Annotated in this window: 18 protein-coding genes and 2 pseudogenes; 14 read left to right on the plus strand and 6 right to left on the minus strand. The window is 36.4% G+C overall.

All coding sequences use genetic code 11. From position 1 onward, the window contains the following. The first annotated feature begins 3 nt into the window (after positions 1-3). Positions 4-597 carry a porin family protein gene (locus JCM15092_RS13030; RefSeq protein WP_034542044.1) on the plus strand — a complete coding sequence of 198 codons (594 nt, stop codon included), beginning with the start codon at positions 4-6 and terminating at the stop codon, positions 595-597. A gap of 229 nt (positions 598-826) precedes the next feature. Here the strand turns inward: JCM15092_RS13030 and kbl are convergent, their stop codons facing one another. Beyond that, on the minus strand, positions 827-2,017 hold the full coding sequence (gene kbl / locus JCM15092_RS13035) for a glycine C-acetyltransferase (protein ID WP_024995042.1): 1,191 nt from the start codon (positions 2,015-2,017) through the stop codon (positions 827-829). A 162-nt stretch (positions 2,018-2,179) separates the two neighbouring features. On the opposite strand from kbl, the gene JCM15092_RS13040 reads away from it, so the two are divergent. Next, positions 2,180-3,130, plus strand: a complete 951-nt coding sequence (locus JCM15092_RS13040) for an NAD-dependent epimerase/dehydratase family protein (protein ID WP_024995043.1) — start codon at positions 2,180-2,182, stop codon at positions 3,128-3,130. A 219-nt stretch (positions 3,131-3,349) separates the two neighbouring features. Here the strand turns inward: JCM15092_RS13040 and cysS are convergent, their stop codons facing one another. The 3 genes from cysS to JCM15092_RS13055 form a co-directional block, all read right to left on the minus strand. After that, positions 3,350-4,831, minus strand: coding sequence for a cysteine--tRNA ligase (gene cysS / locus JCM15092_RS13045; RefSeq protein ID WP_024995044.1), 1,482 nt, complete (start codon positions 4,829-4,831; stop codon positions 3,350-3,352). Positions 4,832-4,920: 89 nt separating this feature from the next. Further along, positions 4,921-6,870, minus strand: a complete 1,950-nt coding sequence (locus JCM15092_RS13050) for a glycoside hydrolase family 97 protein (protein ID WP_024995045.1) — start codon at positions 6,868-6,870, stop codon at positions 4,921-4,923. Positions 6,871-6,918: 48 nt separating this feature from the next. Beyond that, positions 6,919-8,013 carry an SGNH/GDSL hydrolase family protein gene (locus JCM15092_RS13055; protein ID WP_024995046.1) on the minus strand — a complete coding sequence of 365 codons (1,095 nt, stop codon included), beginning with the start codon at positions 8,011-8,013 and terminating at the stop codon, positions 6,919-6,921. A 489-nt stretch (positions 8,014-8,502) separates the two neighbouring features. On the opposite strand from JCM15092_RS13055, the gene JCM15092_RS13060 reads away from it, so the two are divergent. Continuing rightward, the gene (locus tag JCM15092_RS13060; RefSeq protein ID WP_024995047.1) at positions 8,503-10,470 is read left to right on the plus strand and encodes an alpha-L-arabinofuranosidase family protein; all 1,968 of its coding nucleotides are present in this window, start codon (positions 8,503-8,505) and stop codon (positions 10,468-10,470) included. 198 nt (positions 10,471-10,668) lie between these two features. Here JCM15092_RS13060 and JCM15092_RS16180 read toward each other — a convergent pair. Both JCM15092_RS16180 and JCM15092_RS13070 read right to left on the minus strand, forming a co-directional pair. Continuing rightward, a pseudogene (locus JCM15092_RS16180) lies at positions 10,669-13,802 on the minus strand (glycoside hydrolase family 2 TIM barrel-domain containing protein); the annotation flags it as partial. Positions 13,803-13,963: 161 nt separating this feature from the next. Next, positions 13,964-14,236 (minus strand): HU family DNA-binding protein, encoded by a 273-nt coding sequence (locus JCM15092_RS13070; RefSeq protein WP_024995048.1) that lies wholly within the window; start codon positions 14,234-14,236, stop codon positions 13,964-13,966. A 208-nt stretch (positions 14,237-14,444) separates the two neighbouring features. Between JCM15092_RS13070 and JCM15092_RS13075 the strand changes: the two genes are divergently transcribed. The 11 genes and pseudogenes from JCM15092_RS13075 to JCM15092_RS13125 all read left to right on the plus strand — a co-directional run bounded on the left by JCM15092_RS13075 (position 14,445) and on the right by JCM15092_RS13125 (position 26,156). Then, complete coding sequence (locus JCM15092_RS13075; RefSeq protein ID WP_034542038.1) at positions 14,445-15,122, plus strand: rhomboid family intramembrane serine protease; 678 nt, start codon at positions 14,445-14,447, stop codon at positions 15,120-15,122. Further along, positions 15,103-15,992, plus strand: a pseudogene (locus tag JCM15092_RS16185) (rhomboid family intramembrane serine protease). Before JCM15092_RS13075 ends, JCM15092_RS16185 begins: the two are co-directional and overlap by 20 nt. Next, positions 15,992-17,071, plus strand: coding sequence for an endonuclease/exonuclease/phosphatase family protein (locus JCM15092_RS13085; protein WP_034542039.1), 1,080 nt, complete (start codon positions 15,992-15,994; stop codon positions 17,069-17,071). The pseudogene JCM15092_RS16185 and the gene JCM15092_RS13085 overlap by 1 nt, the downstream one beginning before the upstream one ends. A 154-nt stretch (positions 17,072-17,225) precedes the next feature. Then, complete coding sequence (gene secDF / locus JCM15092_RS13090; protein WP_024995051.1) at positions 17,226-20,222, plus strand: protein translocase subunit SecDF; 2,997 nt, start codon at positions 17,226-17,228, stop codon at positions 20,220-20,222. Between the two features lie 98 nt (positions 20,223-20,320). Then, on the plus strand, positions 20,321-20,707 hold the full coding sequence (locus JCM15092_RS13095) for a DUF8440 family protein (RefSeq protein WP_024995052.1): 387 nt from the start codon (positions 20,321-20,323) through the stop codon (positions 20,705-20,707). Positions 20,708-20,827: 120 nt separating this feature from the next. Then, on the plus strand, positions 20,828-21,646 hold the full coding sequence (locus tag JCM15092_RS13100; RefSeq protein ID WP_024995053.1) for a MotA/TolQ/ExbB proton channel family protein: 819 nt from the start codon (positions 20,828-20,830) through the stop codon (positions 21,644-21,646). A gap of 28 nt (positions 21,647-21,674) precedes the next feature. Then, a complete protein-coding gene (locus JCM15092_RS13105; protein ID WP_024995054.1) occupies positions 21,675-22,280 on the plus strand; it encodes an ExbD/TolR family protein in 606 nt (201 codons plus the stop codon). 12 nt (positions 22,281-22,292) lie between these two features. Then, positions 22,293-22,955: an ExbD/TolR family protein gene (locus JCM15092_RS13110; RefSeq protein WP_024995055.1), complete on the plus strand. Its 663-nt coding sequence runs from the start codon at positions 22,293-22,295 to the stop codon at positions 22,953-22,955. Position 22,956: 1 nt separating this feature from the next. Continuing rightward, positions 22,957-23,772, plus strand: a complete 816-nt coding sequence (locus tag JCM15092_RS13115) for an energy transducer TonB (protein WP_024995056.1) — start codon at positions 22,957-22,959, stop codon at positions 23,770-23,772. 16 nt (positions 23,773-23,788) lie between these two features. Continuing rightward, complete coding sequence (locus tag JCM15092_RS13120) at positions 23,789-24,730, plus strand: PstS family phosphate ABC transporter substrate-binding protein (protein WP_034542042.1); 942 nt, start codon at positions 23,789-23,791, stop codon at positions 24,728-24,730. A gap of 13 nt (positions 24,731-24,743) precedes the next feature. Then, positions 24,744-26,156, plus strand: coding sequence for a tetratricopeptide repeat protein (locus JCM15092_RS13125; protein WP_024995058.1), 1,413 nt, complete (start codon positions 24,744-24,746; stop codon positions 26,154-26,156). Positions 26,157-26,598: the final 442 nt, after the last annotated feature.

Here is a 26,598-nt window from a genome sequence, read left to right on the forward strand (position 1 = left end):
TTTATAATTTTATTATTCTTTGTTACTATGACTAACCTTACAGTCTTCTCACAGGTAACATTCGGAGTGAAAGGTGGTTTAAATATGACCGATATTAATAGTTCTACTATTCATGATTATGAGAAAAACAATAACGGTTTCTTTTTTGGCCCAACAGCTAAGATAGCTTTGCCATTAGGATTTGGCATTGATGGTTCTCTCCTTTATGACCAGCGCAGTGCAAAAGTAAAAACAGAACTTGATGGTGGAAAAAATTATTCCACAACTGTAAAACAGCAACAAATTACTGTTCCTGTTAACTTGCGATACGGTGCAGATTTATCAAAACAGTTTGGAGTCTACCTTTTTGTCGGTCCTCAATTTGGCTTTAATGTCGGCGATAAAACCGTATCTACCAATTATGATGATTGGGATTTCAAAACAGCGCAACTAAGTGTTAACATTGGTGCCGGTGCAACCATATTCAATCATCTACAGGTTTCTGCCAATTATAATCTTGCATGCAGCAAAGCTGCTGACTTGACAATTAATGATAATCAGAAAATAGGCAATGGCAAGATGAATGCATGGCAAATTAGTTTGGGCTATTTTTTCTAAAGAATCAAGATGATGTTATTATAATAAAGATAGATATATTGTTCAATATAACTTTTGATTTTAACTCAAGAGGGCTTTCACTTTAATTGTTAGTATCCTCTTCTAACTATATTCAACGTGACAATGAACCCATAGTACATACCTTTGTAATCATTTACTTACAAAAGTTTTATTATAAGGCTACTAAAAAGTTCTCCTTACTCCTTTTCGAGTAAGGAGACTTTTTATTTTATTTAATTACACCAAGTTCTTTCCCAACTTTTATAAATGCACTTAAAGCCTTATCCAGATGTGATTTATCGTGTCCTGCAGATATCTGAACACGTATACGAGCCTGATCTTTTGGAACAACAGGATAGTAGAATCCGGTAACATAAATACCTTCTTCCTGCATCTTGGCAGCAAAATCCTGAGAAAGTTTTGCATCATACAACATAACAGCGCAGATCGCACTCTGTGTTGGTTTGATATCGAATCCTGCAGCAATCATCTTTTCACGGAAATATGTTACATTGTCCATCAACTTAGTATGAAGTGCATTGCTCTCCTTTAATATTTTGAACATCTCTATGCTAGCACCTACTATAGCAGGAGCTACAGAGTTTGAGAAGAGATATGGACGAGAACGCTGACGGAGCATGTCGATAACCTCTTTCTTTCCTGTCGTAAATCCCCCCATAGCACCACCGAATGATTTTCCTAGAGTACCTGTGAAAATATCTACTTTGCCATAGACATTGAATTTTTCAGCTACACCATGGCCTGTTTCACCTACAACACCGGCAGAGTGTGACTCATCTACCATAACTAGTGCATCGTACTTTTCTGCAAGTTCGCATATCTTGTCCATAGGGGCAACATTACCATCCATAGAGAATACACCATCTGTAGCAATTATACGGAAACGTTGTGCCTGAGCTTCCTGAAGACAACGCTCAAGGTCAGCCATATCGGCATTTGCATATCTGTATCTTTTTGCTTTACAAAGACGTACTCCATCAATAATTGAGGCATGGTTGAGTGAATCGGAGATTATAGCATCCTCTTCATTAAAAAGTGGCTCGAACAGACCTCCGTTTGCATCAAAGCAAGCTGCATATAATATTGCATCTTCAGTCTTGAAGTAATCAGAAATTGCAGCTTCCAACTCTTTGTGAATGTCTTGAGTACCACAGATGAAACGCACTGAAGACATTCCGTATCCATGTGTGTCCATTGCTCTCTTAGCAGCCTCAATAAGACGTCTGTTGTCTGATAAGCCTAGATAGTTATTGGCACAAAAGTTCAGTACTTCATCCCCTTTGTTTACCTTTATGTCGGCACGCTGAGGAGTTGTAATAATTCTTTCATTTTTGTATAATCCTGCTTCATTAATATTCTCTAGTTCCTTAGTGAGGAACTCTTTCATTCTGCTGTACATTGTATATATTAATTTGATTATTTTTTAAGATATATTAATATTTAATTCACTATTGTATTGACAAAGTTCTACTTTTTTCTTGAATAACAATTAAAAATAGGATAAACTTTCTTCATTTTATATAGGTTTCATCTATCTTTGCTTTCAAATTTTGAAATAACGATGGAGAACGTTTTGATTATCGGGTCAACAGGACAGATTGGTTCTGAACTTACTATGAAATTAAGAGGGAATTATAAAGGAAATATCGTTGCCGGTTATATTCCTGGTGCTGAACCTAATTATGAAATAAAAGAATCTGGACCTTGTGAGGTTGTTGATATTACAAATGCTGGACAGATAGCACAGGTCGTAGACAAGTATAAAATTGATACTATATATAATTTGGCTGCTCTTCTCTCGGCTGTAGCAGAGAGCAAACCACAGCTTGCATGGAAAATTGGTATAGGAGGGTTATGTAATGTTCTTGAGATATCACGTGAAAAGAAATGTGCTCTCTTTACTCCTAGCTCAATAGGTGTATTCGGACTTAACACTCCGAAAGATAAGACTCCTCAGGATACTATATGCAGGCCAAAAACAATGTATGGTGTTACAAAGGTGACAGGTGAGTTGTTAAGTGACTACTACCATACTCGATTCGGCGTTGATACTCGTTCAGTTCGTTTCCCTGGTCTTATATCATATGTAACTCCTCCCGGAGGTGGAACAACAGACTATGCAGTTGATATTTATTATTCTGCTGCTAAGGGGGAGAAGTTTGTTTGTCCTATAGCTAAGGGCACTTTTATGGACATGATGTATATGCCTGATGCGCTTAGAGCAGCTATAGAGATTATGGAAGCAGATCCAACTAAATTGGAACACCGTAACTCATTCAACATTGCTTCATTGAGTTTCGATCCTGAGATTATATTCAATGAGATTAAGAGATATGTTCCTGATTTCGAGATGGAATATTGTGTAGATCCGTTGAGACAGTCAATTGCTGAATCTTGGCCAAACTCACTTGATGACACTTGTGCTCGTGAGGAGTGGGGATGGAAACCTGAGTATGATTTAGATGCGATGACTAATGATATGCTTACAAAGTTAAAAGAACGTTTTGCTTAATTGATTTGAGTTTATAATATTCCGAAATGAAATGGGGAGCTGATTAACGAGCTCCCCATTTTTATTATATAACCAGAAGTTGAAACCAATGATATTGCAAGCAAGTTAGTCTGAAATTTTATAGATATTGTACTAATATAATTAGCTGGTACTTATTGGGTATAATAAAAATGAGGACATACTTTCGTATATCCTCATTCAGTATCTATCTGATAGTAATTATCTATTCAGCTTCCAGGTGAAGCCATCTTTTGTATCTTTCACCTCAAAGCCAAGAGAAGCAAGCTGGTCGCGTATATAGTCACTGGTTGCCCAATCTTTGTTTACTTTAGCTTTCATTCTCTGTTCAAGAATCATATCTACAACTTTTCCGAAAGACTCTTCACGTGCCTCATCATTGTTCTTCTCCTCTTTCAATCCAAGAATATCTGTCATGAAGAGTTTGAACAAGCTCTTAAGTTCATCAAGATCCTCTGAAGAGATAGTAGCCTTTTTATCAAGTACAGTATTAATCATCCTAGCTCCTTCGAATAGAGTTGCAATTACAATAGGAGAGTTGAGATCGTCATTAAGAGCATCATAACATTTACCTCTAAGCTCTTTTACACCCTCTATACCTGTTGTCTCTTTAGAAGGAGTTAATCTTTCAAGACCGCTTACAGCCTCTTCAAGTCTGTTCAATCCCTTTTCTGCAGCCTGAAGAGCTTCATTGCTAAAGTCTACAGTGCTACGGTAGTGAGCTTGAAGTATGAAGAAACGTATGGTCATCGGACTATATGCCTGAGCTAGGATCTCGTGACTACCAGTAAAGAACTCCTCAAGAGTGATAAAGTTACCAAGTGATTTACCCATCTTTGTTCCATTGATGGTAATCATGTTATTGTGCATCCAATAGTGCACCATATCATCACCTTGTGATGCCACACTCTGTGCAATCTCACATTCATGGTGTGGAAAGACAAGGTCCATTCCTCCTCCGTGTATGTCGAAATGTTCTCCAAGGTATTTCTTACCCATAGCAGTACATTCACAGTGCCATCCCGGGAAACCGTCACTCCATGGACTAGGCCATCTCATGATATGTTCAGGTTGAGCACATTTCCAAAGAGCAAAGTCTGCAGGGTTATGTTTCTCCTCCTGACCATCAAGTTCTCTGGTTGTATTTAATACATCATCAAGGTTTCTTCCTGAGAGCTTACCATAATGATGATCTTTGTTATATTTTGCAACATCGAAGTATACAGAGCCGTTGCTTATATAGGCATAACCATTATCAAGAATCTCTTTTACAAGTTCTATCTGTTCAATGATATGACCTGAAGCGTGTGGCTCTATGCTTGGTGGAAGTACGTTAAGAGCTTCCATAGCCTTATGATAGCGGTTCAGATAATACTGTACCACTTCCATTGGCTCAAGCTGTTCAAGACGTGCCTTCTTTGCTATCTTATCTTCACCCTCATCAGCATCATGTTCAAGATGACCGACATCTGTGATATTTCTTACATAGCGAACCTTATATCCAATATGAGTGAGATAACGGAAAAGTAGATCAAAAGTAATTGCAGGGCGAGCATGACCTAAATGTGCGTCACCATACACTGTAGGGCCGCAAACATACATTCCTACGTTTGGTGCATGTAGAGGTACAAAAAGCTCTTTACTGCGAGTTAATGTATTGTAAATTATTAGTTTATTTTCCATAACAGCAATTATTTAGGCGGCAAAGTTACAAATTAACCAATATATAATGGTTGTTTCCTTGCTTTTTTTCTCTTTAAACTACTTCCTCTTTACTCGTTAGCAACAATCACAAAACCACCTTCAGCCTGTATAGTGACAACTACAGAGCTGTTTTTGTCTGTAGTTATCTCACTTTTAGTAGGATTAAGCTTTTTGTCATCGTTATAGATTGTAATCTTCTTCTTAGCTCCAATCATATCAAGGTTCAGTTTTACCTTAATAGGACTCTTTTGAGCATTTATTCCGGCAACATACCATTTTTCACCGTTATTTCTTGCAATGATTGTGTATTTTCCAGGGTATCCGTCAACAAATTTTGTATCCACCCATGTTGTTGGTACACTCTTCATGAAGTCAAGCAAAATAGGATTTGCATCTGTCAGGTTATTTGGAGCAAGGGCGAAATTCTGGATTGGGTTTTGGAAGAGTATGGCTGTTGCAATCTGGAAACAGTCTGTAGTTCTTCTAATATTTCCACTATTGTTGCTCTTATGCATTCTCTTGTTCAAGAATCCTCCGCCATACTCCATACATCCAATACTATTTCTGATAAATGGATGAAGTGTAGAAGCGAATGCCTCGTAGTTACAGAAGTCTTGACTGAATATCATATTTTCGGAAGCCAGAATAGCTTCACTTCCAACATAGTTAGGGTACATACGTTCCCAACCTCTTGGTATAGTACATCCATGGAAGATAACCATAAGTCCGTTATCATCAGCATCACTCAATATTGACTCATACAGACGCATGGTCTCCTGCTTGTCACCTCCGAAAAAGTCAACTTTGATACCTTTTACTCCAAGCTCTTTCATCCATCTCATCTCTCTTTTTCTGATGATAGGATTGTCCATGCAATTTATTGGGCCCTGTACTATATCGTTCCAATAGCCACTTGAACTATACCAAAGGAAGATGTCAATACCTTGTGAATGAGCGTATTCAATAAGATTTTTCATCTTCTCACGGCCGATGTTCTTATCCCACCAATTGTCGATAAGTGTATATTGATATCCCATAGCCTTGGCTAAGTCTATGTATCTCTTCTGATCTTCGAAGTTGATGCTGTCATCCTGCCAAAGAATCCAACTCCATGTGCCACGGCCATATTTATAAATGTGTTCTGACTTGTAAAGAGGCTCAACCAAATCCCAAGGTATTGTTGTCTCTACAATAGGCTTCAAGGTACTGCCTACTGTGATAGTTCTCCAAGGAGTTGATCCTGGAAGAGAGAATGCAGGTGCTGATGTTCCGTTTCCATTGTTCTCCTCAGGCATAGGGTAAGCAATATAGTATATGCCGTTTTTGTCAGGGTCACTTAGTCTGGAACCGCAGAATCTACTGTCTACTCCTGTCTCACTTAACAGCACCCATCCGTCATTTCCTACATGGAAGAGAGAAGGGAACGTAAAGCCATGACCGAATTTAGAAGGAGTTCCTACAGGCTCATCATTGGTGTATTCCTCTTCATAGCTTGGTTTTGTGCGCTTCCATCCAATCATTGCCTTACTCTGTGGAACAATAAAGGTTGTGGTATGCTGAGGAAATCTAAATCCTGTGCACTCTTTTTCAATAACTATACTTCCAACTTCCAGATTTTTAGGGAAGTTATATTTTATAGCTACGTTGTTGTTGCTTACCTCAATAACGAACTGCATTGCATTACCTTTTGAGTTTTTTACATTACAGATAAGTTGGTTTGCAGCATATTTATTCGAGAATCTTTTTATCTTATCTTGTGTATAGCTCTTTGAAACTGTAGATGTAGCGAAATCAACAAATTGCAGATTGCTGCGGAAGTTGCCGATATTTGCAATAACTCCAAGAGGAGAGTTTTCTATAAGAACTTTACCATTATTAGAGATGTTGTAAGATGCTTCTCCATCCTTTAAGGCAAATGTCACTGAAGTATTTTTATCAGGACTTGTCACTGTAGTCGTTTGCGGGAATACAGCTGTTGCAATAAGGAGCATAAAAATTGAGATAATTCCTTTTTTCATGATTATTATAGATTTGTTTGTACTATCTGTTTATTATAAATCAATCACCTACCAGTTCATTAACTTCTTTAGATAGGCTGTAAGTTCCTTGGCCATATTATCATGCTGGGCAATACTTGGGTGATAGTCGGAGCCGTATCCCAGGCTCCCATCAGCAGGGGTGAAGTCGAACTTATATATTCTATTCTCACCATTTTTCTTCAGTGTCTCTACTGCTTTATCTATACAGCTCTTTGCATCTGCAAGCTGCTTTCCACTCATCATACTTCCGCAGAGCATAACTATTTTTGCTTTTGGATTATTTCTGCGTACCTGGTTGACCAACTTGATGTAGGCATCTGTAAGCAAAGAGGTGTCATAATTCTTTGTACTGGTATCGTTAGTTCCTAGATTAATACATATTACATCGGGTACGAATCTTGAGAAATCCCACTTTTCACTCTCATCCATAAAGAGTGTATAGTCGTATGTGTATCTCATATTCTTTTCGTTGCCACTCTTCGGACCATTGTAATTTCTATATACTCCTATTCCGCTACGTGAAACCACCTGATATTGTGCATCAAGATTTTTGGCTGCTAATGCAGCATATGTGTAGTAGTGATTCTCCGTCTCGTATAAGAAATGACACTCTCCATTTGCTCCCTCTGTTCCATATCCACATGTTATGGAGTTACCAATAAACTCAATTTTTCTCTCGGGTAACTTAGGTGCTGGTTTTAGTGACTCTCCATTATCAACAATAAAGCCTCTGAATTCAGGACGTAGTTCATATCCCTCAACAATATACATGAGTTTAACTTGGTGGTTCCCTTTAGGGAGAGCTGTAGCCAACGTTACTATAGAATCTTTTGGTGCATAGAAAGAGACCTTAAATGGTTTGGCATTGTCTATCTGTGCCATGAAATAGCCACTCATAGGTTTCGCAACCATCTTCAGTGAGCTCCCTGTAAAGCATGTGTTAATCTGCACTCCCGGATAGGTGAAGAGTGGAGATTCAGGGTTCTTGAAACTGATTCTGCCCACATATTGTATATTTTTATCTGTAGGACGTATCCATATCCCTTCCGGAGCAATGGTCTGTGCTATGGTTGTAAAAGGCAAAATTATTGCCATCAGAAGCACAAAGGAGAGTTTTCTCATAATAATTCGATTCTTTTCTATCTTGTTGATAGATATTGTATAATAAGTTAGTTGTAAATTTTACACCACTAAATTATACCTTTTATATAAGACTGAAAAGAAATGATTCTCTTTTTTGTCTGTGGGGGTGAACATAAGACGTAGGATAACTCTTATTAAGATGAAGAATATCTATTAGTTAAGTGAAAAACAGTTGCACTGAAATGGTCTCTTTCTTTATTCACTATGGCTGATAATATTTGCTATTATTTGGATATGATCAATAGGATAAAATGCAGTACAGAAACCTTGATGCCTGATGTTATTTGCTTTAATTTGAGGGATGATTAATAGGTGACTATTATACAATAATGACTAGAAAATATAAAAGTGACAGAAAAACATACCTAAAATGAGATGAATTATTCTTCTATTACCTTTTTTTGAATGTATATTTGCAATTGTGATTAAGCACAAACTATATTATTAAATATCAATTTATTATATATTATGAAATTGCGCAAAAAATTATTTTCGTCATTAGCTGTGGCTACTTGTCTTTCTCTGAATGCTCAAAATACTAACAATTTTGTGGTTCAGGCAAACAAGGTTGGCGCTGAGATACAGCCTACAATGTACGGACTCTTCTTTGAAGATATTAACTTCGGAGCAGATGGTGGTCTATATGCTGAACTAGTGAAAAACCGCTCTTTTGAGTTCCCTCAGAATTTTATGGGTTGGAATATTTTTGGAAATGTGAAGTTGATGGATGATGGACCATTCAAGAATAATCCACACTATGTAAGACTTGGAAACTCTGGTCATAGAGAGAAACATACAGGAGTTGAAAACGAAGGATTCTTTGGCATAGGAATAAAGCAGGGTGAGAAATACAGATTCACAGTGTGGGCTAGAGGTGAAAATCAGAAGATAGGTGTTGAACTTATAAAGAATAATCTTTCTGAAAATCATCAGGCATTGGTGAAAGGTTCACTAAATATCGATTCTAAAGAGTGGAAAAAATATGAATTGGTGCTTGAGGCTCCTGTAACAGAGGCAAAGTCTCATCTTCGTATATTCCTTGAATCTAAGGGTGATGTTGATTTGGAACATATATCACTATTTCCTGTAGAGACATGGAAAGGTCATGAGAATGGTCTTCGAAAGGATTTGGTGCAGGCACTTTATGATATACATCCGGGAGTATTCCGATTCCCTGGTGGATGTATAGTAGAGGGAACAGATGCTGAAACTGTTTATAATTGGAAGAAGACTGTAGGACCTGTTGAAGACAGGCCTCTTAATGAGAACCGTTGGCACTACACATTCAAGTATCGTTTCTTCCCAGACTACTTTCAGACATGTGGTCTTGGTTTCTATGAATATTTCCTGCTTTCTGAAGAGATTGGCGCTGAACCTCTGCCTATATTGAACTGTGGTCTTATATGTCAGTATCAGAATGATCCTGAGAGCCAGATAAAGATGGAGGATCTTGATCCATTTATTCAAGATGCACTCGATTTGATAGAGTTTGCCAATGGTAATGTAAATACTAAATGGGGAAAGCTACGTGCTGATATGGGACATCCAGCTCCTTTCAATCTAAAATTTGTAGGTATTGGTAATGAGCAGTGGGGATCAATGTATCCTGAAAGATTAAAACCTTTCTTGGCAGCTATAAATAAGAAATATCCTAATATAAAAGTTGTAGGAAGTTCAGGCCCACAATCTGAGGGTAAGGATTTTGACTATCTATGGCCTGAAATGAAAAAACTTAAGGCCGATCTAGTGGATGAACATTTCTATCGCCCCGAAAGCTGGTTCCTTGCACAGGGTAACAGATATGACAATTATGACAGAAAAGGTCCTAAAGTGTTTGCCGGTGAATATGCTTGCCATGGTAAGGACAAAAAATATAACCACTTTAATGCATCACTTCTTGAAGCAGCATTCATGACAGGGCTTGAGAGAAATGCTGATATAGTACATATGGCTACATATGCGCCTCTCTTTGCTCATGTTGAAGGATGGCAATGGCGTCCTGACTTGATATGGTTTGATAACCTTAACTCTGTTCGTACATGTAGCTACTATGTGCAGCAGTTGTACAGTACAAATAAGGGTACAAACGTTATCCCTCTTACAATGAATAAGAAACCTGTAAGTGGTCAGCCTGGTCAGAACGGACTCTTTGCAAGTGCTGTAGTGGATAAGGTAAAGAGTGAGTATATAATCAAGGTTATTAATACTTCAGACACAGCACAGCCTGTTTCTATTAATATTGAAGGTGCAGGAAAGAAATTCAACCTTTCAAATGGAGAGATGATAACTTACAGCACTACTGAACTTAATAGTGATAACACTCTAGAGAACCCTTCACTTATCCTTCCTAAAACAGAAAAGATATCAAAAGAGGGTAAATCTTTCGAAGCTGATATTGCTCCAAAGACATTTGTTATCTATAAGTTCAAGAAATGAGTTTAACTTGAAGTGTTCTTCACTCAACAGTGAAGTTTATATAAATCACAGTTGTAGAGTGATGAGCTCACAGCTGTAAAGTATATACTTTATAGTTGTAGTTGATAATTAATTTGCTTTGAGCAATTAGATTATTTCATAATAAATTAAGCCCTGCTAACTATAGCAGGGCTTAACTTATTTTATTTGTCAAATCTGTTATTGAGGAATAATGGTGAATCCCCAGTTATATGTCTGTTTAGGATTTATTCTTGCCCATTCTTCAGGAAAAGATCCCCAGCTGTCATAGCCACCTACACCCTGTTGCTTAAGATCAAGAGAAATCTCAACATAATCTTTTGGTATGATGTCATTGATGTGTGTCTGTCTTCTCAGAATATTCTTCACCTTGTTCTCATCATTCTCTTTTATCTCTTTCTCGGACAGGTTACCCCATTGGCGTGGTCGGTGTGTAGCCTCTTCAGAGTCGAAATCTTCAACAGAGTTACGAAGAGCATTGAACTCCATCAGACTGTCTGCCTCAATTCTAAGAGTCATATTCTTGTTGTCTGTAAGTTCAATCCATTTAGTATCTGTATGATGTCCGTTCTCTTGTGGACGTACATAAGGAAAGTACATTTGTGAAGCGGTTGATCTGTATAGCCCTACTATTGTTCCTGCATTTCGGTCAATATAGTTCTCCTCAGGGCCACGTCCAAGATATGATATGTTCTCCATTGATGCCGGAACTCTGAAACGCATACCTATACGTGGAACTTCAGCTTTTACCTCGCAGGAGTGAAGCTGCAGTTAATGTTTATCCTGCCACTTTTGCCGAATGTGTATGTAACTATATAGTTGTTACCTGCCGACAGTGAATATGTGACTTTAAGAGCATTGCCCGAGAATGTGCTTGCAGTGACATTGCATTCTTTACCTGACTGTTTCCATATCTGTGTACGCAGAGGCTCTCCGTTGCCGTAGTCATTATCGTTAGGTGCACGCCAGAAGTTAGGTTGGAATCCGAAGCCATCTTTAATATACTCTTTACCTTTATATATGTATGATGTAACCATTCCCTCTTTATTACTGAATGTGAAATCAAAGCCATCTCCTTTTACTTTAAGAATACCATTGTTGTCGCTGAAGCTAATATTACCAGCTTTGCCATTATCACGCTTAGCAATATTTCTAGATATTATGAACTGCTCCTTTGCAACTTCATAACGGGCTGGAACCAGCTTATCATCATTGATTGTATAAGCATAGAAATTAACGAATAGATCTTCTCCGTTTGTATCAACTACTTTTCCTATTGGAAGGACAACTTCTTTTGTCTGTTGAGGCTCTATATTCAGTTTTAGTACTCCGCGCTTGATAGTTTTCCCATCTTTTATTATCTCATAGCTTATTTTATAATTGCTAAGGTTAGTGAAGTAGAAGCGGTTTGTAATATTGAATATACCTTTCTTAGCGTCAACACTACTGAATCCTATATTCTGATAACAGTACTTAACTTCAGCCATAGCAGGGTGAGGGGTGCGGTCTGGATTTACAATGCCATTACATAAGAAGTTTCCATCACTTGGAGCATCCTTTCCAAAGTCACCTCCGTAAGCCCAAAACTTTTTCCCATTCTCATCAGTCTGCAGAATACCTTGGTCAACAAAATCCCATATATATCCACCTTGCAAATTAGGATATTTATAGATTGACTTCCACTGTGCCCATAACCCACCTGTAGAGTTGCCCATTGCATGAGCATATTCTGAAGGAACGATAGGACGGTCACTTCCACTCTTTCCTATATTCTCGAACCACTTTGCATCAGGATATTGAGGAACAAACATATCAGTATTCCACTCCCAGATGGCACGTTCATAGTTCACAGGACGGTTCATCCCGTTCTTCTCCCTCTCTTTAATCCATAGATATGTTTGATAGAAATTATATCCGTTTCCGGCTTCGTTACCTAGTGACCAGAAGGTGACAGAAGGGTAGTTCTTGTTTCTCTCGTACATGTTTATTGTTCTATCCATATGAGGAATAAGCCACTCAGGGTTATTACCTAATGTACCACCTTTACTGATGTCATATCCCATACCATGGCTTTCGATGTTTGCTTCGTCGTATACATATAGTCCATATTCATCACAAAGTTCATAGAAACGTCTGGACTGAGGATAGTGGCATAGTCTGACAGTGTTGATATTATTACGTTTCATAATTTGGAAGTCTTTTCTCATCAACTCCTCAGTTACGTAATGTCCTGTCTCTTCATTATGTTCATGTATGTTTACCCCTTTCATTTTAATAGGCTGGCCATTTACAAAGAAGCATGTATAGTTTCTTCCTTTAGAATCTTTCTGAGGGATCTGCTTTATTTCAAATTTACGGAAACCTACATTGAATGGGATAACTTCGGACACCTTTTCATTCTCCTTGACAGTTATAAGTAGTTTATATAGGTAAGGTGACTCAGATGTCCAGGTCTTTACATTGTCTATCTCTGAGGAGAATTTTACTGTCTCCTTTTTGTTAGGATAAGTTTCAACCTGCTTTTTGCCTGAGGCTATACTTTTCAAGTTTTTGTCGATAAGCGAGTATTCAAGAGTAATCTTTGATGCTGTAGATAAATTGTTGTTTAAAATAACATCCAGATTAAAGATTCCCTTTTTATAATCATCCGAAAGAGTAGAAATAACAGTGAAGTCCTTCACTCCGACTTTTGGTTGCGATGTTATGTATACATCCCTCTCAATTCCACTAATACGCCAGAAATCCTGACACTCGAGGTATGAACCGGTGCTCCAACGATATATCTTGATAACAAGAGAGTTCTCGCCTTCTTGCAGATAATTGTTGATAAGGAATTCGGCTTTGCTTTTTGAGTCTTCACTATATCCAACTTCCTTACCGTTTATATATACATATACACCCGATTTTGCTCCACAAATATTGAGATATATATCTTTCTCCTTCCAATCACTTGGTATGGTGAAATTTCTTTGGTAAACTCCTACAGGATTTTTCTCAGGTAGAGTAGGTGGCTGTGGATTTCTTGGTTGGAACTCGTAGTATAAATTTGTATAAATTGCTGTTCCATATCCTTGTAACTCCCAATTTCCCGGTACGGTTATCTTATTCCATTTTATATCTGTTGCCGATTGAATATTGGCAGGTAGTTTGCTATCTGAATCAGCAAACAGAAAGTTCCACTCTCCATTTAGAGACTTATAATTCAAACTTTCTGTAAAGCTTTTCTTTAAGGCATTATCCTTTTCGCTGAAAGTCATGAACTCAGTACGAGGGTACTCTTTATTAACTCCGACAGTGCTGATTACTTTATGATAGGAATTCTCATTTTTTGAGCAAATCCAGATAAGCTCAGCATCAACATGGTGCTGAATAATAGTAGGTTAGGTTTTTTGAAAAACATAGTTATAATATTGTGATTATTGTAAAAAAGGCGCTCGTTAAAGGCGCCTTTTCATAAATATCTAAAGTATTGCTTTTATTTTACTGCTTCGGCAAGTTCAGCCCCTGCTTTAAATTTAGCAACTTTCTTTGCTTCAATTTTAATAGCTTTCTTAGTAGAAGGATTAATACCCGTTCTTGCGCTTCTTTCAGAAACAGCAAAAGTTCCGAATCCTATCAGCGCTACTTTGTCTCCTTCCTTCAATGCTTTAGTTACTGAAGAGATAAAAGCTGCAAGAGCTTTTTTTGAATCTGTTTTACTAAGTCCAGATTCTGCTGCAATAGCATTTACAAGTTCTGTCTTATTCATAATGAAATAGATTAATTTATTAATTTAATATAAAAAAGTTAACAATAAACAATTACAAATATAAATTCTTTAAATTATAAATCAAATAGTTAGCACAAAATTATGGCTCAAAAAATAAAAAAAATAATAGAATAAATTAAAACATCTTTTTAACTGAATAAAAATAGTAATTTTACGGCCAAATTACTAATAATAAGAGTAGAATAAGATGAGAATTCCTCCTGTAACAAAGAATATATTAATAATTACAACACTCTGTTTTTTTGCAAGTGTAGTCGCTCAAAGATATGGTATTGACCTTAATAACCTTTTGGGACTTCACTTCTTTATGGCATCCGATTTCAATCTAGTCCAACTTATAACTTATATGTTCATGCATGCAAACTTCCAACATATATTCTTCAATATGTTTGCTGTATGGATGTTTGGTCGTACCCTTGAACAGCATTGGGGGGGCAAGCGTTTTCTGTTTTTCTATATTGTATGTGGAATAGGTGCGGGATTGATACAAGAGGGAGTTCAGTACATAGAGTACATTACTTCTTTGTCTCAATATGATGGTGTTAATAATGGTGTATATACTATACCGATGAGCGAGTATCTTAATCTGATGACTACAGTCGGTGCATCCGGGGCTGTATATGCTATCCTTCTTGCTTTTGGAATGACATATCCAAATAGCGAGTTATTTGTATTCCCTATTCCAATGCCGATTAAGGCTAAATGGTTTGTATTGGGTTATGCTATTATTGAACTAGTATTAGGCGTTGCCTCTACTTCTGATGGGGTTGCACACTTTGCACACTTGGGAGGTATGATTTTTGGATTAATACTGATTTTGTATTGGAAAAAGAGAGATAAAAACAATGGGGGATTTTATTACTGATTTAAAGAAGAAATTTGAGAGTGGAAATATTGCATTGAAATTTATCTATGCAAATGTCGGCATATTCATACTGACATCACTCATCGTAATATTTTGGACCCTATTCAACAGAGATGGAAATAATCTGTTGTTATATTTGGAGTTGCCTGCCTCTTTTGATAAATTCATACTCCAGCCTTGGTCTATAATAACCTATATGTTCATGCATGCAAACCTGTTGCATATACTATTCAATATGCTGTGGTTATACTGGTTTGGTGAAATGTTTCTCTATTTCTTTTCTGCCCGTCACTTCCGAGGTCTATATTTCCTTGGCGGAATAGCTGGAGGTATAATATATATGGTTTCATATAATGTATTCCCATATTTTACGTCGGCTGTAACGCAGTCGTATATGATAGGTGCTTCAGCATCTGTATTGGCCATAGTAGTTGCTACAGCTGTCAAGTCACCTAACTATAGTGTTAACCTGCTATTATTTGGTAGGGTAAGATTGAAGTATATTGCATGTGCAATCGTTCTTCTTGATCTACTATTTATAACATCCGAGAATGCAGGCGGCCATATAGCCATATCGGTGGAGCTCTTGCAGGTTGGATATTTGTTTTGGGTTTTAATAGTGGCCATGACTATACAAAATGGATAAATAATTTCATAGACTTATTTACCAATATAAACTTTTCAAAAAGGAGAAGAAAGCCTAAAATGAAAATCTATTATGGTGAAAGATCTAAGGATTATGATTATAATGAAAGAAAAAAGCAGAATAGTGATGAGATTGATAGGATTCTTGATAAACTTAAAAAATCTGGTTACGATAGTCTGTCTACTAGTGAAAAGAAGGCTCTTTTTGATGCAAGTAATAAATAATGGTTAAGAGTATAGGCCGGGTTTTAGCTTTTGCATTGCTGTTGGTGAATATATTTATGGCTTTGCTCTTTGTGCTTTGTTGTTATAGCCCGTTAATAAATCCTTTAAAGCATCCTGTATTGTCATGTGCAGGACTGGCATTCCCTATTTTCTTTTTTATAGTTCTGGCTTTTCTGTTTTTTTGGCTAATAAGCTATAAAAGATACTCTTTGGTTTCAATAGTCACCTTGTTGATTTGTCTGAAACCAATCTTGACATATACACCTTTTAATATAAGTTCATCAGAAATACCATATGATTATATAAAATTGTTGTCGTATAATACTATGGCATTCAATGAAGGGAAGATTGACGAAAACGGTAAAAATTCAATATTAGAATATATAAAGAAGAGTGATGCAGATATAGTATGTATCCAGGAGTTTATTCCAGGGGGAAAACTTTCACTTAAGAAGATAGAAAAGGAACTTTCTGAATACAAATACAGTCACTATTACAAAATTCCTGATGCTTTTAATGGACTTGGCATCTTTTCCCGTTTTCCTATCATTTCAGCAGAACCTATTGATTATGAATCAAGGAGCAATGGTTCAATAGCCTATAAACTAAAGATTAAGGGCGATACCTTAGTCGTGGTTAATAATCATTTTGAGTCAAATAAGATTACTGAAAATGATAAGAGCATCTACAGGGAGATGATAAAGGACCCTGATAAAGGTAAAGTCAGCCATGGCTCAAGATTGCTTATTAATAAATTGGCCAATGCTTCTAAGATCAGAGCTGCTCAGGCTGATTCGGTTGCAAAGTATATCTCAAAACATATAAACTACCCAATAATTGTATGTGGAGACTTTAATGACTCTCCGCTATCATATACACATCATGCTATAGAAGAGTATCTTAAAGATGCATTTGTCGATTCCGGCTTTGGTCCAGGGATATCCTATAATCAAAATTTTTTCTATTTCAGAATAGATCATATACTTGTCAGTCGCTATATGGAAACAAAAAGTTGTACAGTTGACAGGACTATAAAGGACTCAGATCATTACCCGATTTGGTGTTATATTGGCATTTAATTCAATATATATAACTAAGGAATCTTGATTCTTTATGTTTCTTAACTTTAAATAATTAGAATGTATGTCGTATTAAAATGAAAAAAAAACTATATTTGCAACCTTATCAAACTATGAACTATTTAAAAATTAAAATAATAAATTTCAAAGTAAAATGCAAAACAAAGGATTTGTAAAAGTTTTTGCGGTATTACTAACCCTTGTATGTGTCTTTTATCTTTCTTTTTCTTTTGTGACCCGCTATCATATGAATCAGGCGGCGAAGGATCCGAAAGGTGAGGCTCATTACCTTGATTCTATGCAGAATGAAAAAGTATGGTTAGGTAGCTATACGCTAAAACAGTGTCGTGAGATGGAGATTGGTCTCGGACTTGACCTTAAAGGAGGTATGAATGTCATCCTTGAGGTGTCTGTCCCAGATGTAGTAAAAGCCCTAGCTGATAATAAGACTGATGAGGCTTTTAACAAAGCTATCGCACAAGCTTCTCTCGAGCAGGTTAACAGCCAAGATGATTTCATTACATTATTTATCAGAGACTACAAGAAAATAGCTCCACAAGGTAAACTTGCCGAACTATTTGCTACACAGCAGCTCAAGGATAAAGTGAATACTCAAAGCACAGACGCTCAAGTAGAGAAGGTTTTACGTGAAGAGGTAAAAGCTGCAATCAACAACTCATATAATGTACTTCGTACACGTATTGACCGTTTCGGTGTTGTTCAACCAAATATTCAGACTCTCGAAGGTAAGATGGGTCGTATCATGGTTGAACTTCCAGGTATTAAAGAACCAGAGCGTGTAAGAAAACTTTTGCAAGGTTCTGCTAATCTTGAATTCTGGGAGACATACGATTCAAAAGATATCGTTCCTTATATGTCATCTATAGATACTAGAGTACGTGATATATTGGCTGGAGTTTCTAAAAAGGACACTGCTGTTGTAGACACTGCTGCTGTTGCTCCTAAAGCAAAGGTTGCAAAAACATCTATTGCTGATAGCCTTAAAGCTTCATTGAAGGGTGAGACTGTTGCTAATAATAACGAAGTGAATCAGGCAAAGAAAGATCATCCATTAACATCAATTCTTCAGCTTAATCCAAACGGAGCTGGCTGTGTAGTAGGCTATTCAGATTATAAAGATACAGTTGCTGTAAACAGAATCCTTGCCATGAAAGAGGTTAAGGAGATGCTTCCTAAAGATCTTAGTTTGAAATGGGGAGTTAAAGCTGCTGATTTCGATAAGAAAGGTCAGATATTCGAATTATACGCTATAAAGGTTTCAGATCGTAACGGACGTGCTCCTTTGGAAGGTGATGTTATCACTGATGCAAAAGATGACTACGACAACTTCGGTAAACCAAGTGTAAGTATGTCTATGAATACAGATGGCGCTCGTCGTTGGGCTACACTTACAAAAAACAATGTTGGCAAGGCAATTGCTATCGTACTCGACGGATATGTATATAGCGCTCCTAATGTAAATGGTGAGATCACCGGTGGTCACTCTCAGATTACAGGTAACTTTACTCCTGAGGTAACCAAAGACTTAGCAAACGTTCTTAAGTCAGGTAAGATGCCTGCACCTGCTCGTATTGTTCAGGAAGATATCGTTGGTCCATCTCTAGGACAGGAATCAATCAATCAGGGTATAATTTCTTTCGTTGTTGCGTTAGGATTCCTTATGATATTCATGTGCGTAATGTATGGATTCATCCCAGGTATGGTTGCTAATGGTGCTCTATTTATAAACTTCTTCTTTACATTGGGTATTCTTACTTCATTCCAGGCTGCACTTACGATGTCGGGTATTGCTGGTATGGTACTCTCTCTTGGTATGGCGGTTGATGCTAACGTGTTGATTTATGAGCGTACTAAAGAGGAGTTGAGAGCCGGAAAGAATGTTAAGACTTCACTTACTGATGGTTATTCAAATGCATTCTCTGCAATCTTTGACTCTAACTTAACATCAATCATCACAGGTGTAATCTTGTTCTACTTCGGTACAGGCCCAATCCGTGGATTTGCTACAACATTAATAATTGGTATTTTATGTTCATTCTTTACAGCAGTATTCTTGACAAGAATTGTTTATGAACACTACATGGGAAAAGACAAGTGGCTTAATCTTACCTTCGTTACTTCACTGACAAAGAACTTGATGGTGAATGTAAACTACAACTTCATTGGTAAGTCAAAGAAGTCATTCGCTATATTTGGTGTTATATTGGTAGCGTGTATAGTATCATTCTTTGTAAGAGGACTTGCTCAGAGTATTGACTTTACTGGTGGTCGTAACTTCGTTGTTCAGTTTGAACAGCAGGTTGAGCCAGAGCAGATACGTGACTTGTTGAAGGAGAAAATACCTAATTATAATGTTCAGGCTATTGCACTTGGAACAGACAAGAAAACAATACGTATTACTACAAACTATCGTATAGACGAACAAGCTCCAACTATAGACTATGAAATTGAAGAGTTCTTGTACGGAGCTCTGAAAGGAGCAAATCTTCTTGGCAAGGGTACTTCACTTGAAACTTTCATTGACAGAGATAACAGAGCCGGTGGTTCAATCATAAGCTCTCAGAAGGTAGGCCCAAGTATTGCTGAAGATATGACGATAGCTGCTATTTGGTCTGTTGTTTTCGCTCTTATAGCAATCGGTATCTATATATTGCTGCGTTTCCGCAATATTGCATATAGTGTTGGTGCAACAGTAGCTCTTACAGTAGATACATTGTTGATTATCGGTGCATACTCATTATGTCATGGATGGGTACCATTCTCTCTTGAGATTGACCAAACATTTATAGGTGCTATATTGACAGCTATAGGTTACTCTATTAACGATAAGGTGGTTATCTTCGACCGTATACGTGAGTTCTTCCACTTATATCCAAAACGTGATAGATACAAACTATTCAATGACTCTTTGAGTACTACATTATCTCGTACAATCAATACATCATTGTGTACATTAATAGTACTTGTTTGTATATTCTTCCTTGGTGGTGAAAGCATCAGAAGCTTCTCTTTTGCAATGATTCTTGGTGTTGTTATCGGTACAATTTCTTCAATATTTATTGCTGCTCCAGTGGCATACATAGTAATGAATAAAGAGTTCCCAGGGAAAGAACATAAAGTGATAGATTAAAGATTATATTCTCAGGGCTATTTATAATAGCCCTGAGAATTATCTTATGTTTAATATAAATATATTTTTTATTGGGATAAATATGAGTTCTGTAAAAAATGAAACTGCTTCTTAAGATCTGTTTTCTTTTTTGTTTACTATCATTCCTTAATGTAGAGAATATTAATGCGTCAGCAGCTGATAACAGTACTGATGGTCAGTTCTGTTCCTATATTCAAGGTTCATACAATGATAATAGCTCATGTGAAACCCAAAATATATCTTTTATAAAAATGGTACCCCCTCGTTCATTTGAATATAATTTCAACAACGGAAGGAATCCACAGAAAAACGGCTCCTATAGTAAATATATATTCCAGGCTGCAGAACCATGCAAAGAGTTGCGTGGAGCTCATCTGGAAAAAGGCTATATATATAATGTCGTTAATTACCTCAGGCACACGAGCAAATATTACATATATGCTCTAAGGCGCATACTGATTTAATTAATAATTATTAATTTAGTTGTTTTTATACTCCGGTACTTGTAATTTAGCGCCCTGAGTATAATATTTCCTGATTTTTTACTTTTTACTGATTTTACATGATTAATTAAATAAATTTTTATGAAAACAAATAATAAAACTACTAAGAAGAATAGTATTGTAATGATTAAGAACGCTGGTTGGGTAATAGTTTGCTGCTTTATACTAGCAATTTGTATCTTTCATTTCGTTTTGGGTAACCCTGCAAACTTTATGAATAACGACCCTAACAATAACCCACTTCCAGGAAACTTTTTGGGAACAATCTATAAAGGTGGTATAATCGTTCCTGTTATCCAGACTCTTCTTTTCACAGTAATAGCTTTAAGTGTAGAAAGATATATCGCTATTAAATCTGCATTCGGAAAAGGTTCTTTAGTTAAATTCGTAGCTAATATCAAAGCTTCATTAGAAAAAGGAGATTTTGCACAAGCAAAAGGTATCTGCGACAAACAAGGTGGTTCAGTAGCAAACGTAGTTCTTGCAACTCTTCAGAAATATGAAGATGTAGAAGCTGATAGCACAATGTCAAAAGAACAAAAGATTGTTGCTATTCAGAAAGAACTTGATGAATCAACAGCATTGGAAATGCCTATGATGCAGCAGAATCTTCCTATCATCGGTACTATTACTACTCTAGGAACTCTATTTGGTCTTCTTGGTACAGTTATCGGTATGATTCGTTCATTTGCTGCTTTGTCATCAGGTGGTGGTGCTGACTCTATTGCACTTTCTCAAGGTATATCTGAGGCTTTGATTAACACTGCATTCGGTATCTTAACAGGTGCTCTTGCTGTTATCTCATACAACTATTATACTAATTTAATCGATAAATTAACTTATAGCCTTGATGAAGTTGGCTTCTCTATTGTTCAGACATACGCTGCTTCTCACAAATAATTGTACTTCTTTTTAAATTTATATTACTATGACAAGAGTAAAAGTTAAGAAGAAAAGTACGTTCATAGATATGACGGCAATGAGTGATGTCACTGTACTTCTTTTGACATTCTTTATGTTGACGTCTACCTTTGTCAAGAAGGAACCTGTTCAGGTATATACACCAGCTTCAGTATCTGAGATTAAGATACCTGAAACTAATATACTTCAGATCCTTGTTGATTCTAAAGGTAAAATATTTATGAGCCTAGACAAGCAACCCGACTTAAGGGCTGTCTTGCAGAGAATGGGTGAAGAGTATGGAGTTAAGTTCAACGCTGAGCAAGAGAAAAAGTTTTCTGTTGCATCTACATTTGGTGTACCTATAGCGAGCATGCCTGAATATCTTAATTTACCTTCTGACAAACAGGATGAGGTATTAAAGAATGAAGGTATCCCATGTGATAGCACTGATAATCAGTTCAAATCATGGGTTAAGAATGCTAAAGAGATAAATCCAGATCTTAGAATTGCTATAAAAGCCGATTCAAAGACTCCATATGCTGTGATTAAAAAAATAATGAATTCGCTTCAGGATATCAGGGAAAACAGATATAATCTGATTACCAACTTGAAAACGACTTCTGAGGAATAAAAAATTAACAGTATGAGTGCAGAAGTACAAGAAAGCAATAAAAACAGTAGTTCTAAGCAGAAGAAAATGGCAGTGCGTGTCGATTTCACTCCTATGGTGGATATGAACATGCTTCTGATCACATTCTTTATGTTGTGTACTACTCTGAGTAAGCCTCAGACAATGGAGATAAGTATGCCAAGTAATGATAAGAACATCTCTGAAGCCGATCAGAATAAGGTTAAAGCTTCTCAAGCAATAACCTTACTATTGGCGGGAAAGGATAAGATCTATTATTACGAAGGTCAGCCTAACTATGCGGATCCATCTTCATTAAAGGAGACTAGTTACCTTGCAAGTGGCATAAGACAACAACTTCTTAAGAAAAACTATGAAGCTGTACAGAAGGTTAATGAGCTCAAACAAGATAAAGTTAACCTGAAAATTTCAGAAGAAGAGTATAAAAAGAAGCTTGCAGAGATTAAGAGTGGAAAGAACACTCCTACAGTTATTATTAAAGCGACTGATGATTCTTCATATAGGAATCTAATTGATGCTCTAGATGAGATGCAGATTTGCAATATAGGAAAATATGTCATAACCGAAATTACTCCACAGGATAAAGCGTTAATCGCTAAACGTTCTGGAGATAACCCTTCGGGTAGTGCAGATCAATCAAAGGAGGGAGGAATATAATATGGCAAAAATAGATTTGGCATCAACTGAATGGTGCGAACTTATATTTAGAGACAAGAATAAGGAGTATGGTGCATTTAAGATGCGTCGTGATTCTCCAAAACGCCATACTCTGGCGATGATTCTTGTTCTTGTCGCAGCTGCTTTAGCTTTTAGTGTTCCAACTTTGATCCGTATGGCTACTCCTGATGCAAAGGATGAGATGGTAGAAGTAACTACATTATCAAAGTTGGATAAACCAGAAGTTAAGAATGAGCCAATCAGGAAAATTAATCCTGAAACACCTCCTCCAGCTCTGAAGAGTACAATTAAATTTACAGCTCCGGTAATCAAGAAAGATGAAGAAGTAAGAGACGAAGACGAAATTAAGAGTCAGGAACAACTTACTGAATCAAAAACATCTATCTCTATTGCCGACGTAAAAGGTAATGATGAACTTAATGGTAAAGATATCGCAGATTTGAAGCAGGCTATTACTACTGCTCCAGAAGTGGAGGAAGAAAAGCCTTATACAATGGTTGAGGAGATGCCTCGTTTCCCTGGTGGAGATCAGGAACTTCTAAGCTTTATTGCAAAGAATCTGAAATATCCGGTGATATCACAGGAAAATGGTATCCAGGGTAAAGTCTTTATTAGATTTGTCGTAACTGCTACAGGTGATGTTAAAAATGTAACAGTGGTAAGATCTCTTGATAGCTATTGTGATAGAGAAGCTATTAGAGTGATATCAGCACTTCCTAGATGGATACCTGGTAGACAGAATGGTAGAAACGTACCTGTATATTATACAGTACCTATAATATTTAAGTTACAGTAAAAGCTCTATTGTAATCATGAAAAATATTAATTTGATAATTGTTTTAGGGATTATTGCAACACTTATGAGTTGCAATAATAAAAAGCCTGCCGGAGAGAGTGACACACTTTCTTCTGGGACTATTAAAATCGCAGTTGACGAGACTTTTAAACCTATTATTGAAGAGGAATTGCAAGTCTTTTCAGCAATGAATCCTGAAGCTAAAATTATTCCTATTTTTTGTGATGAAGTAGAAGCAATAAATCTATTGATGAAGGACAGTGTACGGTTCGTTGTGAGTAGCCGTACACTTACTCCTTCTGAAACAGAGTTTTTCAATAAAAAGAAATTCTTCCCTCAAGCAATAAGAATTGCTGCAGATGGATTAGCTTTAATAACTAATAAAGAGAACAAAGATTCTCTAATCTCCATATCACAATTTAAAGATGTGCTAGCTGGCAAAATAACAAAATGGAATCAGTTGGGATACTCTTCGTCAAATGGAGATATTAATGTTGTCTTCGACAATCCTAATTCAAGCACAATACATTACGTCATTGACTCTATATGCAATAGAGTACCATTCTCAAAGAATGTTAGTGCACTTAAAAAGAACAGTGAGGTAGTGGAATATGTTTCCAAGAATGTAAATGCTTTGGGTGTAGTAGGAGCTAACTGGGTAATAAACAGTGCAGATACTACTAATCTATCGTTTATAAATGATGTAAGGATTATGTCAGTAAGCAAAGATAAGATAGCTGAAACTACTAATAGCTATAAACCGTATCAAGCCTATTTGGCACTTGATCGATATCCTTTAATAAGGAATGTATATATAATTTTAAATGATCCAAAGAGCGGTCTTCCTACTGGATTCTCATCTTTTATTACAGGTTTTAGAGGACAGAGGATTATCTTGAAATCTGGATTACTTCCAGTGATGGCTGAGTTAAGGATTGTAAATGTGAATGAAGAGTGATAATAGAATGATTATGAAGAAAATAATTTTACCTATAGTTTCATTGTTTGTATTCCAATGCATGTTTTCACAACAAATCGATCAGAGTGTGAAGACTATGATAGAGAGTGCTTCTACAATGATAAAGAGCGACCCTAATGGAGCAACATTAGCTTTCAATCAGTTACTTAAAGGGAAAAACAAGAAGAATACTGCAATACTTGTTGAAATAGGAAGAGCATATCTAAATGCAGATGATTTGACAAATGCAGAGTTGTATGTAAAAAAAGCTAAGGGTGTTGATAATAAGAAGGCTTCTGTTTATCTTCTTAGCGGAGACATATATCTAAAAAAGGCAGATGCTAGTAATGCTAGTAGTGAATATAGCCAAGCAATCTATTTTGATGAAAACTGTACAGAGGCATACCTGAAATATGCAGAGGTATATAAAGGTGTAAATCCTCAACTGTCAATAGATATGCTTGAGAAATTAAAGGTTAAAACTCCTGAGGATACTCGCGTGGATAAACTTATGGGAGATATCTATTACTCAATGGGTAAATATCGTCAGGCTATAGATAGATATAACGTATACATGCAGAACGCTGATGCTGCAGAAGCTGATTATGCAAAATATGCTACTCTTCTATATCTTGATAAAGATTATACAAAGTCACAAGAAGTTGTACAGAAAGGACTTGCTTCTTTCCCCAAAAATCATGTATTAAACAGACTCTCTATGTATAACTTTGATGAGATGAAGAAATATGATGAGGGTATTGAGGCTGCTAAGAAATTTTTCTCTAATAGCGTAGACAATGATTATGTTTACTTGGATTATGTTTATTATGGACGTCTCCTTGCTAGCGTAAAAAAATATGATGAAGCTATAGCAGAATTTGATAAAGCTATTAAACTAGAGGAAACTCCTGCTGAAATCTTAAAGGAAATCTCTGATGCTTATGAGAAAAAGCATGACTATGATAATGCTATCTCTTATTATGAGAAATATCTTGATAAAGCTTCAAAGAAAGATGATGCAACTGAGTTATTCCTATTTGGTAGATTGAACTATTATGCTGCATCAGATAGTGCTTATCAAGCTAAACAGAGTGTTTACTTGGATAATGCGGATAAGACATTCGCTAAAGTGGCTGAGACTGCCCCTGATAGTTATTTGGGTAATTTCTGGAGAGCTAGAACTAATTCTCTGAAAGATCCTGAGACTACTTCCGGATTAGCTAAACCATATTATGAGGCAGCTCTTAATATTCTGCTTAATAGTAGCTCTACAGCTAAATCTCAGATAATTGAATGTGAAAGCTATTTAGGCTATTACTACTTTGTTAAAGGTGATAATGAACAGTCTAAAAAATATTGGAATAAAATTTTAGAGATAGATCCTCAAAATGGTACAGCTCTAAAAGCTTTAAAAGGAATAAAATAGTACTATAACTATTATATAAGAAACTCGGACTATATCAGTCCGAGTTTTCTTTTTGTATATATTTTTTTGTCGACTTGCTGTATAAATTAAGCATTATAAGTTTTCTCAACTTGTTCACATCTAGCCATTAAATCATAACTATAGACTTCTATTGCTCTCAAGACACCTATATAGAATTCAATTGAGCTAGAATAACAATTATAGCATGAGAATGCTTTCTTCCACTATCTCCTCTTTTTTACCTATACTTTGTCCTTCCCTTTTTTATTTTATAGACTTTTCTATTACCAGTTCTAGCTGATTTAAGATTTTTAGTCAACTCCTCCAAGACCCATTTAGACCAATCGAAGACTTTTACTCAACTAATCAAAGACTCTTTACCAACCGATCAAAAACTCTTTGTCAACAAACCAGAGACTTTTGCCCGATCGATTAAAGACTT

The organism is Phocaeicola paurosaccharolyticus JCM 15092 (assembly GCF_000613805.1).
In the GTDB taxonomy this organism is placed as follows: domain Bacteria; phylum Bacteroidota; class Bacteroidia; order Bacteroidales; family Bacteroidaceae; genus Phocaeicola; species Phocaeicola paurosaccharolyticus.

Coding starts and splice junctions, on each gene's coding strand:
- kbl (WP_024995042.1), bottom strand. CDS start 2,017: ATGTACAGCAGAATGAAAGAGTTCCTCACTAAGGAACTAGAGAATATT.
- JCM15092_RS13040 (WP_024995043.1), top strand. CDS start 2,180: ATGGAGAACGTTTTGATTATCGGGTCAACAGGACAGATTGGTTCTGAA.
- cysS (WP_024995044.1), bottom strand. CDS start 4,831: ATGGAAAATAAACTAATAATTTACAATACATTAACTCGCAGTAAAGAG.
- JCM15092_RS13050 (WP_024995045.1), bottom strand. CDS start 6,870: ATGAAAAAAGGAATTATCTCAATTTTTATGCTCCTTATTGCAACAGCT.
- JCM15092_RS13055 (WP_024995046.1), bottom strand. CDS start 8,013: ATGAGAAAACTCTCCTTTGTGCTTCTGATGGCAATAATTTTGCCTTTT.
- JCM15092_RS13060 (WP_024995047.1), top strand. CDS start 8,503: ATGAAATTGCGCAAAAAATTATTTTCGTCATTAGCTGTGGCTACTTGT.
- JCM15092_RS13070 (WP_024995048.1), bottom strand. CDS start 14,236: ATGAATAAGACAGAACTTGTAAATGCTATTGCAGCAGAATCTGGACTT.
- JCM15092_RS13075 (WP_034542038.1), top strand. CDS start 14,445: ATGAGAATTCCTCCTGTAACAAAGAATATATTAATAATTACAACACTC.
- JCM15092_RS13085 (WP_034542039.1), top strand. CDS start 15,992: ATGGTTAAGAGTATAGGCCGGGTTTTAGCTTTTGCATTGCTGTTGGTG.
- secDF (WP_024995051.1), top strand. CDS start 17,226: ATGCAAAACAAAGGATTTGTAAAAGTTTTTGCGGTATTACTAACCCTT.
- JCM15092_RS13095 (WP_024995052.1), top strand. CDS start 20,321: ATGAAACTGCTTCTTAAGATCTGTTTTCTTTTTTGTTTACTATCATTC.
- JCM15092_RS13100 (WP_024995053.1), top strand. CDS start 20,828: ATGAAAACAAATAATAAAACTACTAAGAAGAATAGTATTGTAATGATT.
- JCM15092_RS13105 (WP_024995054.1), top strand. CDS start 21,675: ATGACAAGAGTAAAAGTTAAGAAGAAAAGTACGTTCATAGATATGACG.
- JCM15092_RS13110 (WP_024995055.1), top strand. CDS start 22,293: ATGAGTGCAGAAGTACAAGAAAGCAATAAAAACAGTAGTTCTAAGCAG.
- JCM15092_RS13115 (WP_024995056.1), top strand. CDS start 22,957: ATGGCAAAAATAGATTTGGCATCAACTGAATGGTGCGAACTTATATTT.
- JCM15092_RS13120 (WP_034542042.1), top strand. CDS start 23,789: ATGAAAAATATTAATTTGATAATTGTTTTAGGGATTATTGCAACACTT.
- JCM15092_RS13125 (WP_024995058.1), top strand. CDS start 24,744: ATGAAGAAAATAATTTTACCTATAGTTTCATTGTTTGTATTCCAATGC.